This is a genomic window from Williamwhitmania taraxaci (assembly GCF_900096565.1).
Taxonomy (GTDB): domain Bacteria; phylum Bacteroidota; class Bacteroidia; order Bacteroidales; family Williamwhitmaniaceae; genus Williamwhitmania; species Williamwhitmania taraxaci.
Window position 1 is genome coordinate 83046 of the sequence record NZ_FMYP01000006.1, and the last position, 12391, is coordinate 95436.

Sequence of the window (12391 nt, forward strand, 5' to 3'; positions counted from 1 at the left end):
GTAATGCGCCGACACCTGAAAACGCTATGCTCCTAATGACTTAGGAATGCAATAGCATTGGGCGTGAAAGAAAGAATACGCAATGTGTAGCACTCACGGGAAATCGTGGAACGGATAGATAACGTAGGCCACTCGGCACTCGCGAAACGATAAGCTTTGTGCTACCGATTCGGTAGCTACGTTGGGAACTGTTGGCAGGAGTGCCACTATCCTCCGCAACAGGAAGTTGGCACGCAGATCAATGGACGAGAATTGAGCACTCGTTGACTTTTCGGTTGGCTGAATGAAAAGCGAATTTACGCCACCGTAAACGCTAAAAAAGGCGGCAGACCGATCGTTATCGGAAGTGGGAATCTCCGACACAGCATTCCCCTGAAACTTCACACTGAGCGAAAGCACCAGCGCAATGAGTAAGTAGGAGAGTATTTTTTTAGCGTTCGGCATGGTGCAAATGTAGCGAAAACAATTGCACTAAGATTATGTAATTCCTTATCTAAAATACCACAATAATGGATTGAAAGAAACCTTATTGATTTGTTACAAATAAGTTGCTTTGCATACTAATTAAAAGTTACTTTTGTTTATAGTTGATACTAAAACACAAACCAAAATCCATGAAATTTTTATCTCGAATAATGGTGCTTTCGCTTCTAATAGCAGGTCAGCAAACTGCTATGGCCCAAAGCCCGCTTAAAGTTACCACACACAAGCTCAGCAACGGGCTTACTGTTTTCCTCAACGAAGACCACACCAGCTCCAAAGTATTTGGTGCAGTGGTTGTAAAAGCCGGCGGCGTTAACGATCCCAAGGATGCCACCGGAATTGCGCACTACTTTGAGCATATGATGTTTAAGGGAACCGATAAGATTGGTACCACCAACTGGGAAAAGGAGAAGGTTTATCTCGATAGCATTAGCAGCTGCTACGACCAGCTTGGTGCTACAACCGATGAGGCTAAGCGTTATGAGATCCAACGGCATATTAACAAGCTATCGCTTGCTGCTTCGGATTACGCTATTCCGAACGAGGTGGATAAGCTGCTCAAGAAGATTGGCGGTAAAGGTATAAACGCCTACACCTCCTTTGAGCAGACGGTTTACCACAACTCCTTCCCCGCTAACCAGCTGGACAAGTGGCTCGACATCTACGCCGAGCGTTTCCGCAATCCAGTTTTCCGTCTATTCCAATCGGAGCTAGAAACGGTTTATGAGGAGAAGAACATGTCCATGGATAATCCGCTGGGCAAGTTTATGGAAACCTTGATGCAGAAATCTTTCCCCGGACATCCAATGGGAGAGCAAACCATCCTTGGAAAAATTGAGCACCTGAAGAACCCTTCGCTAAATAAGATGCGGAAGTTTTACGAAACCTACTACGTGGCAAACAATATGGCGCTTGTTCTCAGCGGCGATTTCGACACTAAAGAAGCCCTTGCTTTTATTGAGCAGAAATTTAGCGGATGGCCAAACCGTGAGCTTCCTGCAAAGCCTACCTATGCCATTGCACCATTTGTGGGTCGTGAGCTGGTAAGCGTTAAGGAAACCCCCGTTAAGGTGGGGTTATTAGGCTTTCGAACCGTTTCTCAAAACAATCCCGATCAGCTTGCTCTGGAGCTCTGCAACGACCTGCTCTCCAACCGTGCCTCCACTGGTCTGCTCGATAAGCTGCGCATGGATAACAAGGTGATGATGGCAATGGCCCAAAACATGTCCGTTAGTGATGTGGGTATTCAGCAATTCATTATTGTTCCAAAGTTGGTGGGACAATCGCTCGAAACAGCCGAAGGATTGGTATTGGCTGAGGTAAACAAGCTAAAGAGTGGCGACTTTGATGAGGCCTTGATTGAATCGGCAAAGACTAATCATGTAAAGAACTTCGACCAAAGCCTGGAGGAGGTTGATAGTCGTGGAAACTACATTGTGAATGCCTTTGTTACCGGAAAAACTTGGGAGGAATACCTTCAAGAAAATGAAGACTTTGGCAAGCTAACCAAGGAGGATGTGATGCGCGTGGCCAACAAATACTTTGGCGATAACTACCTTGCGCTATTCTCCAAGATGGGCTTCCCCAAAAAAGAGAAATTGGCTAAGCCTCCCTACGACGCAGTTGTTCCAAAGAATACGGAAGCAAAATCGGATTTTGCCCAGATGCTCGATAGCAAGCCAGAAACCATTGCCACCCCCAGATTTATTGAGTTTGGAAAGGATGTGCAACTTGCGGACTTAAGCAGCAACAATCATTTCTACTATACCGAAAACCCTATTAATAAGGTGTTCAACCTAACGCTTAAGTATGGCGTGGGTTCCTATAAATACCCTGTATTGAACCAAGCGGCTCAGTATATGGACTTGATTGGGACCGAAACCAAGGATTTTCAGACCTATAAGAATGAGCTTCAGAAGCTGGGTGCATCGGTTAGCTTTAGCACAACTAACGGATACCTTTCGGTAGACATCGACGGCTTTGATGATAAGCTGCCTCAAACACTGGCATTGGTAAACGAGCTGCTTACTAAGCCTAAGGCCGATCCTAAGCAGATGGAAAAGTTTATTGAGGAAGCAAAAATGAACTTTAAGATGGAGTCGAAGGACCCATCGACACTGGCCGAAGCACTTCGCGAGTATGGTATGTATGGCGATAACAGTTCCTACCTTAAACGCCTTAGTTTAAAGGAGATTAAAAAACTGACTGGCGACTCGCTTATCAGCGCATTTAAGGTTGCGCAACGCTACGAAGCCGAGATACACTACTCGGGAACCGTGCCTTTTGAGCAAATCCAAGAGACCATTAAGAAGAATATCGCCCTTGCGGTGAATCCTATTAAATCGGAATCGCCCGTTTCGTTGGTGCTTAAGCCCTATGCCGAGAATACCATCCTCCTGCTGAACGATAAGAAGGCTATTCAGAGCAAGGTTTACATTATTCGCGACGGCAAGGTAAACAATGACCAGGAGCGCATAATGGCTGCGGCATTCAACAACTATTTTGGTGGTGATATGAGCTCGTTGGTGTTTCAGGAAATCAGGGAATTCCGTTCATTGGCATACACTGCTTACGCAAACTATCGCAACCCATTTTACAAGGGAGAAAAGAGCTACCTAACCGGATTTGTTTCCACCCAGTCGGACAAAACGATTGATGCCATGAACGCGATGTTTACGCTGCTGGACACTATGCCGAGCCGCGTGGAGCGTCTTCCCGAGATTAAGGCATCGCTAGTGCAATCCATCAACACTGGTAATCCATCGTTCCGCGATAAATCGACGAACGTGGAGAACTGGCGCAAGCAGGGCTACTCGGACGACCCACGTAAGGTTTCGCTGGAAGTATTCAAGAACCTTCAGTTCTCCGACATCGAGAACTTCTACATTAATAACGTAAAGGGTAGGCCATCGCTGATCACCATTAACGGCGACGGCAAGCGTATTGACATGAAGAAGCTGCAACGCTTTGGCAAAATCGTTGAGGTTAAGAAGAACCAAATTATTAGGGAGTAAGCTTACTTAGATAGTAATGGAAAGGCCGGGGTGCAAACCTCGGTCTTTTTTTGTTTGAGTATTCTGTAGCCGCGCTTATCATGTAGGGGATGTAAAATGAATGGTGAAGGTGAAAGGTGAAAGGATGGCTGCTACAAGTAGACAGGATGCTTCGACTTAAGGAAATTAGGAGACAATGAAAAGTGAATGGTGAATGTGAATGTGAATGGTGAAAAGTGAAAAGTGAAAGGATGGCTGCTACAATTAGCATTAACCAATCTACAATATTTAACCACAGAGGTCACGGAGAAAAAATAGCACAGAGAACACAAAGGGTGCATTGTATAACTATTCTGATTGGTATATACGCTACCGACCTCCTCCGGCTCCTCCAAAGGAGGAGTGACTAGATGGCGAGTGGAGTGCGTATGCTATTTCCGCAGCCTGAAAATAATTTAGTGCAGCTAACCGCTGTATACCAACGCCACCGTAGGAGGCAAACGTTGGTAGGTATAAAAGGTGGTAAATCGTTTGCACGCCGTAGGTGTGTCGCATTGTATTCGGGTGCGCTTGTTGTGGTGTATGCCCAGGCGGCGCAATAGTGTGGTGCGCATTTGGCGAATGCGGTGCGCGCCGCGGTGTTGTTGTTGTGTAATGTTCCATTTCTACCATAATTTGGTGCCTACGGCACCGGTTTGTTTGCAAGGTATAATGGTTGTGGTAGGGTTAACCATTGTTCGACGCCTTCGCGGAACGGTTAAGTGCAGAATAGATATTATAATCATTGGTTGTTTTGGGCAACTTACCATTCACCTCTTGTAGGTGCAGAGGCCAGCCTTTCACCTTTCACACCAAGCCAAGAGGAGGAAATTTCCCTCCATGTAATCCTTCTTCCCCTCCAAGTAGAGAAAGTTTCTCTCCAAGGAAATATTCATTCTCTCCAAGGGGAGAAAGTTTCTCTCCAAGGAAATATTCATTCTCTCCAAGGAGAGAAAGTTTCTCTCCAAGGAAATATTCATTCTCTCCAAGGGGAGAAAGTTTCTCTCCAAGGAAATATTCTTTCTCTCCAAGGGGAGAAAGTTCCCCGCCATGTAAATATTCTTTCGGGCCAAGCAACGAAAGTTCCCCGCCATGTAAATATTCTTTCGGGCCAAGGAACGAAAGTTCCCCGCCATGTAAATATTCTTTCGGGCCAAGGAGAGAAAGTCTCTCGCCAAGAGTTTTCCTGCTCCGGTAACGGAAAAATTGGCTGCCACCAAGGAGGCGCATAAGTAACCTATGGCATCGTTGTCGCATTCCTTTGTGCAAAAGAAACAATCTTGGGAGTGAAAATCAGTTGCAATAAAAAATCTACAATACTTAACCACAGAGGTCACGGAGAAAAAACAGCACAGAGAACACAAAGGGTGCATTGTATAACTATTCTGATTGGTATATACGCTACCGACCTCCTCCGGCTCCTCCAAAGGAGGAGTGACGGATTGGTGTGGTGAATTCCATATTGTTCACTTTTAACAGTGTTAATAGGTGGTCTGGGGTTTTTCGGTGGTTGCATTTAGCACATTATCAAATTCGTTATCTTTGGAAAAACATTTTCCCATGCGCTACCTCACCAGAACCATTGTTGCCGTGTCGGCCATCAGCCTATTTACCGATGTTGCCAGCGAAATGCTCTACCCTATCATGCCCATCTACCTCAAGTCGATTGGGTTCTCGGTGTTGCTGATTGGAATACTCGAAGGAATTGCGGAAGCCACGGCCGGCCTAAGCAAGGGCTACTTTGGGCAGCTCTCGGACAGGATTGGAAAGCGCGTTCCCTTTGTAAAATGGGGTTACGCCATGAGCGCAATATCTAAGCCTATGATGGCAGTCCTTACTGCTCCACTCTGGATATTTGGTGCACGGTTTATGGATAGGCTGGGGAAAGGAGTCCGAACCGCCTCGCGCGATGCCCTGCTGAGCGACGAATCGTCGCCCGAAAACAAGGGGAAAGTGTTTGGGTTTCACCGCGCCATGGACACGCTGGGTGCCGCCATTGGCCCCTTTATGGCGCTCATATTCCTGGCCCTTTACCCCGGCAACTACCGGATGCTATTTATTATTGCATTTATTCCCGGGGCAATTGCAGTAGCCCTTACATTTCTGGTGAAGGAATCGAAGCACACCGAAAAGGCAAAAAAGGAGCAAGCACAAAAGCGACCCAACTTCTTCTCGTTTTTAAGCTACTGGAAGGTTGCACCAAAGAGTTTCAAAACTCTTGTGCCCATACTGCTGCTCTTCACACTTTTCAACAGCAGCGATGTGTTCCTCTTGCTCAAAATTAAGGAGGCAGGACTAAGCGATCTTTATATGGTGGGGATATACATTTTCTACAACCTAATTTATGCACTGGCTGCCTGGCCCATGGGTATGCTTGCCGATAAACTTGGCATGAAGCGCGTACTCGCCTTTGGCCTGCTCCTCTTTGGCGGAGCCTATCTGGCAATGCCCGCCGCGTCCACCCTACTTCACTTTGGGTTAATATTCACCATCTACGCCCTATACGCCGCTTCAACAGAGGGAATTTCGAAGGCATGGATTACCAACATCAGCGACAGAAAGGATTCCGCTACCGCGATTGGATTCTTCACCGCCTTCTCGAGCATTGCCACCCTTTTTGCAAGCATTATTGCAGGTGTAATATGGGAAACGGTTTCACCGGCAGCTGTATTTATGCTTTCGGGAAGCGTGGCATTGGTATGCGTAGGAATGATTGTGCTTCTAAAAAAAAGGCTTTAGGCTGAAGAAAAATCCTCTATGTTTTGCTATCCCGTGACTATGCGTTTTCCGTGGTTATTTTTTCGCTTTTGAAACCTTGTCCTGCAATCGATTGAAATGCAGAGCAAATTAAAAATCACACAATTAATTGAAAAAAACGGAAAACGGAAAAAAGTATTTCGTTTTTTTTTGGTAATTTTGTAGGCTGTGGCAAAATAGAAAGAAATAGAGATAAATCACTATAATTCAAACTAAAAAGAGTAAGAACAATGACGCAAGTAAAACGCGTTTACTCCTTTGGCGGCAAGACTGCTGAAGGAAAAGCAGACATGAAGAATCTGCTTGGCGGTAAAGGAGCCAACTTGGCTGAAATGTGCCTATTAGGACTTCCAGTTCCTGCAGGCTTTACCATTACCACCGAAACCTGCAACGACTACTACGCTGACGGTTGCAAACTTCCCGCCGATCTTCTTACCCAAGTATGGGACGCTATGAAGAAGGTAGAAAGCGACATGGGAATGAAGTATGATGATACCGAAAACCCACTGCTCCTCTCCTGCCGCTCTGGTGCTCGTAGCTCTATGCCAGGTATGATGGATACCGTTCTTAACATCGGTCTATCCTCCAAAACCATTCCAGGCCTTCTGAAAAAGACCAACAACCCTCGCTTTGTATACGATTCCTACCGTCGTCTTATTATGATGTACGCCGACGTAGTTATGGAGAAAGCTGAAGGCGTTGAACTTCCTGGCGACGGCATCCGCAAGCAGCTCGACAACATGCTCGATTTATTCAAAAAGAGCAAGGGCTACCAAACCGATACCGACATGACTGCTGACGATCTTAAGCAGCTATCGGAAAACTTCAAGAAGAAGGTTCAAGAAGTTCTTGGCAAGGCTTTCCCTGATGATGCAAAGGAGCAACTCATTGGTGGAATCATGGCCGTATTCAAGAGTTGGAATGGCAAGAAGGCAGTTTCCTACCGCCGTATCGAAGGTATTCCAGACGCTTGGGGTACTGCCGTAAACGTTCAATCGATGGTATTTGGTAACATGGGCGATAGCTCTGCTACCGGTGTTGCCTTTACCCGCAACCCTGCTACTGGCGACAACATTTTCTACGGGGAGTGGTTGGTAAACGCACAGGGCGAAGACGTGGTTGCCGGTATCCGTACCCCAAATCCACTCAACGACGACACCAAAAACGAGCAAAATAAGCACTTGCACTCTATGCAAGAGGCTATTCCTACTACCTACAAGGAGCTGGATGCTATCCGTGCCACCTTGGAGAAGAACTACAAGGATATGCTCGACATCGAGTTTACTATTCAAGATAACAAGCTTTACATGCTTCAATGCCGCGTAGGAAAGCGTACCGGTACCGCTGCGCTCAACATGGCAATGGACATGCTAAAGGAAGGAATCATCAATGAGGAAACCGTAGTAATGCGCGTTGACCCAGCACAACTTGATGAACTTCTTCACCCAATTATTGACCCAGCTTCCGAAGCTAAGGTTGAGCCTATTGTTAAGGGTCTTCCTGCTGGTCCTGGTGCTTCTGTAGGTCGCGTGGTATTTACCTCCGAAGATGCAGTTGCATGGGAACGTAAGGGCGAAAAGGTTATCCTCGTTCGCGAAGAAACCAACCCTGAAGACGTTGAAGGTATGCGTGCCGCTCAAGGTATTCTTACCGCTCGTGGTGGTATGACCTCTCACGCTGCTCTCGTTGCCCGTGGATGGGGTAAGAGCTGTATCGTAGGTGCAGGTGCTCTCCACGTTGACGTTGTTGGAAAGATTGCCAAGGTAACCGGAACCAACATCGTTATAAAGGAAGGTGATATTCTCACACTTAACGGAACTAAGGGTCACGCCTACAATGTAGCGCTTGAACTTATGGACGCTACCGAGAACCCACGTTTCCAAGCGTTCATGACCATTGTTGACAAGCACCGCAAGATGGGTGTTCGCACCAACGCCGATACCCCTGCCGATGCTAAGATCGCTCGCGACTTTGGTGCCGAAGGTATTGGTCTGTTCCGTACCGAGCACATGTTCTACGGTGAAGGTTCTGAGCAAGCACTATTCTTGCTTCGCAAGATGATCCTCAGCAACACACTAGAGGAGCGCGTTGCGGCCCTTAACGACCTATCGGTGTTCGTAAAGAAGGATATGAAGGCTACCATGCTTGCCATGGATACTTGCCCAGTAACCTTCCGTTTGCTCGATCCACCACTTCACGAGTTTGTGCCACAAAGCGCTGAAAAGCAAGCTGAATTGGCGAAGGCTCTCGGTATTTCTGCTGAGGCTATTGCAAAGCGTGGTGAAGCCCTTCACGAGAGCAACCCAATGATGGGACACCGTGGTGTTCGTCTTGGCGTTACCTATCCTGAGGTTTCCGAGATGCAGGTTCGCGCTATTTTCGAATCGGCTGCTGAACTGCTCAAAGAAGGTCACCATCCTAAGCCCGAAATCATGGTTCCTGTAACCTGCGATGTTTCGGAACTTGAGTTCACCAAAAAGATCGTTGACCGCGTTTACACAGAGGTTCTCGCTAAGTTTGGCATCAAGGAGATTCACTACCTCTACGGAACCATGATCGAGATCCCACGCGCTTGTCTTCTTGCTGACCGCATGGCTAAAACCGCTCAATTCTTCTCCTTTGGAACCAACGACCTTACTCAGATGACTTTTGGGTTTAGCCGTGACGACATTGGAGGATTTATGAACCACTACCTCGACAATAGATTGCTTGCTGCTGACCCATTCCAAACCATCGATCAAGATGGCGTTGGACAGCTCATCCAATTTGGTGTTGAGCGTGGCCGTGCAACCCGTTCCGACCTTAAGGTTGGTATTTGCGGTGAGCAAGGTGGCGATCCAGCTTCTGTTGACTTCTGCTACCGCAGTGGCCTCAACTACGTAAGCTGCTCTCCATTCCGCGTGCCAATTGCACGTTTATCGGCAGCACAATCCACCATCAGACACTCCAAAAAGAAGTAATTCTTGCGGATTATAATTACAAAAGCCGCTCCGAAAGGGGCGGCTTTTTAAATTAAGATCGAACACAAATTCAATGCGTTTTCAAGGCTGAAACAATGCCTTATCAACACTACATCCATGGACTGTGGTTAATCGGAATAACTCACTTGGTTTATACTTACCATGCGAGTAACCCTATTTTAATGATTTCTTTAGGCTACGAATTAGCTGCACACCTTTGTCTAGCAGAAGATCCAAATCCTTCCCCTCATAAAGCCACGAATTAGTCTCAATACCAACAACGGTTTTGCCACTCAATTCGCCAATTTCAGGAAGATAGTCCTTCTGAATAACCAACTTAAGTGGTGCTATCTGCTTGCTCAATTCAAGAAACAATGTAACATCATCGAAAGAGAGTATACTTTTAGGTGTCCATCCCGAAGAGGTAATGGTAAGGTTATTGTCAATATATTTTATGCCCGTTTTGCGTTTTCCACTTCTAAAGAATATATCGGCCCACTCCTTCTTATAAATTTCGCACTCAACTTCAGCAGACGCGTATACATCGGTATATAATCCGGTATACGTGGAAGTAGTTTGCGCCTTTGCCGCATAGGAATCGTGGGCAATAAAGAAGCAGGAGTCGAGGGCAGCAACAACAGATTTTGTTTTCATCAGCTGCTCACTGCTCGGCAATACAAATCTTCGATCGGTTTTATTTGATTCACAATCGATACCTCTCTTTTTAAGGTTATCGATAAGAATATCTACACTACTTTTCTCGTCAACCATTATTCTCGTTTTAAATAAGGTGATTTATGTGGCAGACCGTATTCTGGAAACAACCCATATACAAATCTAACCATTTATGCATACGAAATCATCGAAAAAGAACAATACGTTACATCCATATTCCACCAACCAAACTATCCTGTCGAAAACGAAAACCCGATCCATCCCACATAACTCCATAGATCGGAAGAGGCCATAGGCCTCAAAACAAACAATACACAGAGACACGGAGAGCACGGAGAAAACAATACCCCTACATAAACAAGCAGCACCAGATAGGGCCACAATATATCGTGGCCGCACCGCCACAAAAAACAAACCATGGCGCGCCGTAGGTGCGCAACATTGATTGCACCCTAAATTAAATCCGATTTGTGGCGCCACCTACGGGGCGCAATTACGGTTGGGAACGTTTGGTTTCTACCAACGTTTGGCTCCTACGGAGCCGTCGGTAGATAACGGTAGGTTGCGGCGATAAAATACCTTGCGAAATACCGTATTGACAACAAAATACCCATCCCTTTCACATAACGCCATGAATTGGAAGAGGCCGTAGGCCTCACACGTTGGTAGAAAACAGATAATCCGTGTCGATTGGCGCGCCGTAGGTGCGCAACATTGGATATCCAATGCCGTTGACGTTAATAGTGGCGCCACCTACGGGGCGCAAATACGGTTGGGAACGTTTGGTTTCTACCAACGTTTGGCTCATAAGGAGCCGTCGGTAGATAACGGTAGGTTGCGGCGATAAAATACCTTGCGAAATACCGTATTGACAACAAAATACCCATCCCTTTCACATAACGCCATGAATTGGAAGAGGCCGTAGGCCTCACACGTTGGTAGAAAACAGATAATCCGTGTCGATTGGCGCGCCGTAGGTGCGCAACATTGGATATCCAATGCCGTTGACGTTAATAGTGGCGCCACCTACGGGGCGCAAATACGGTTGGGAACGTTTGGTTTCTACCAACGTTTGGCTCCTAAGGAGCCGTCGGTGTATTACGGTAGGTTGCGGTGAGAAGTCAGTATGAGAAGAAAAATAATCGACAGATGATCACGGAAAATCTAAAACCAACGTTTGGCTCCTACGGAGCCGTCGGGAGATAACGGTAGGTTGTGGTGATAAACCGCAATGCACCATACCATATTGACAACAAAAACCCGATCCATTTCACCTAACAACATGAACTCGACGAGGCCGTAGGCCTCACACGTTGGTAGAAACAAATGCGGAAAAAGAATTGGTGCGCAATAGGTGCGCAATATTGATATTTAATATTGTTGTAGTGGTAAGGAACGTAATAGAAATGAGTTGGCAATGGAAAGCGTATGCAATCCATTGCCATTAATTTCTAAAGTTTGCTATCCACTAAAGTTGCCAGCCTTTCGTATGATATATAACCACTTGCAAGCACTTCCATTTTACCACCTTTCTCAATCAACAGGGTGGGATAGCTCCGCACGCCCAGCGATTTAGCGTAGGCAAAATCGCGCTGAGCCATTTCAAAATAGACTGGATTCAACATCTTAGCATAAAATTCAGCCTCGTCGTAACCTAGGGTTGCGGCATACTGGCCATATGCGGCGTAGTTCTCAGGCCCAACACCATCGACATAAATCATTTTGTGCAGCATGCCAGCAAACTCTAGCGCCTTTTCGGGGTATCGCTCCTTTATAATCGATAAGGCTATGGCTGGCGGAAGAGAGTTTAGCACCATACTACCATCCTCAAGTGGTCCATTCACAAACGCTTCGCCAAACTTAACTCCTGTCTTGGCCTCCACATCGAGGTAAGCATCTTTTAAGAAGGCGGCTATTTCGCTTATGGTTCCAACGCCATCTCCCAACTTGAGACCACCGCTAACTACGGCAATATCCACCTTGTTGGCATATTCATCAGAAAATCTGGCCATTACTGGACTAAAACCAAAGCACCATCCGCAAATGGCGTCATAAATGTAAAGTATTTTTGGTTTGCTCATAGCAGTGTTGTTATTGTAAACAATATCAGAAACCATAAGAAGATTAAATTGTTTTATTATACCTTATATCCGCAACATAAAAGCATAAAATAATCGGGAACCCCTGTAATAATAATCATCACAAGGCTTTCCCGATTAAAATATTTTCACCTACTTAGGTGAAAACTAGATAAAACGGTCGAAGTTGTGCCACCCATTTCGGTTCAAGTTGTGCCAGGCGTTTCGGTCGAAGTTGTGCCACTTTTTTAGGTGCATTTAGGCTATTGTTTCGGTCGAAGTTGCGCCACCCGTTTCGACGCAAATTGCGCCATTGAGCCATTGAAAGGAATGATTTCTATCTTATCGCTGAAACTTAAATCAGGGATATGGCCGCAAAGAAGATAGATATCATGGATGTACGACA

The 12391-nt window shown here is 46.1% G+C and carries 8 protein-coding genes; 3 read left to right on the forward strand and 5 right to left on the reverse strand.

Annotated features, from left to right (window positions below; all coding sequences use genetic code 11):
- Positions 1-93 precede the first annotated feature (93 nt).
- On the reverse strand, positions 94-444 hold the full coding sequence (locus tag BLS65_RS02870; protein ID WP_092435573.1) for a hypothetical protein: 351 nt from the start codon (positions 442-444) through the stop codon (positions 94-96).
- Positions 445-614: 170 nt separating this feature from the next.
- Here BLS65_RS02870 and BLS65_RS02875 point away from each other — a divergent pair, with 170 nt between their 5' ends.
- Positions 615-3497: a M16 family metallopeptidase gene (locus BLS65_RS02875; protein ID WP_092435576.1), complete on the forward strand. Its 2883-nt coding sequence runs from the start codon at positions 615-617 to the stop codon at positions 3495-3497.
- Positions 3498-3845: 348 nt separating this feature from the next.
- On the opposite strand, the gene BLS65_RS18130 is transcribed toward BLS65_RS02875, so the two are convergent.
- Both BLS65_RS18130 and BLS65_RS02880 read right to left on the reverse strand, forming a co-directional pair.
- On the reverse strand, positions 3846-4139 hold the full coding sequence (locus BLS65_RS18130; RefSeq protein WP_139180943.1) for a hypothetical protein: 294 nt from the start codon (positions 4137-4139) through the stop codon (positions 3846-3848).
- Positions 4140-4322: 183 nt separating this feature from the next.
- A complete protein-coding gene (locus tag BLS65_RS02880; protein WP_125869748.1) occupies positions 4323-4745 on the reverse strand; it encodes a hypothetical protein in 423 nt (140 codons plus the stop codon).
- 312 nt (positions 4746-5057) lie between these two features.
- Between BLS65_RS02880 and BLS65_RS02885 the strand changes: the two genes are divergently transcribed.
- Positions 5058-6254, forward strand: a complete 1197-nt coding sequence (locus tag BLS65_RS02885) for an MFS transporter (protein ID WP_212590494.1) — start codon at positions 5058-5060, stop codon at positions 6252-6254.
- 248 nt (positions 6255-6502) lie between these two features.
- Positions 6503-9232, forward strand: a complete 2730-nt coding sequence (gene ppdK / locus BLS65_RS02890) for a pyruvate, phosphate dikinase (protein ID WP_092435581.1) — start codon at positions 6503-6505, stop codon at positions 9230-9232.
- 174 nt (positions 9233-9406) lie between these two features.
- On the opposite strand, the gene BLS65_RS02895 is transcribed toward ppdK, so the two are convergent.
- Together BLS65_RS02895 and BLS65_RS02900 are read right to left on the reverse strand one after the other, a co-directional pair.
- Complete coding sequence (locus tag BLS65_RS02895; protein WP_092435585.1) at positions 9407-10003, reverse strand: hypothetical protein; 597 nt, start codon at positions 10001-10003, stop codon at positions 9407-9409.
- A gap of 1355 nt (positions 10004-11358) precedes the next feature.
- Positions 11359-11988 (reverse strand): DsbA family protein, encoded by a 630-nt coding sequence (locus BLS65_RS02900; RefSeq protein WP_125869749.1) that lies wholly within the window; start codon positions 11986-11988, stop codon positions 11359-11361.
- Between the last annotated feature and the right edge of the window lie 403 nt (positions 11989-12391).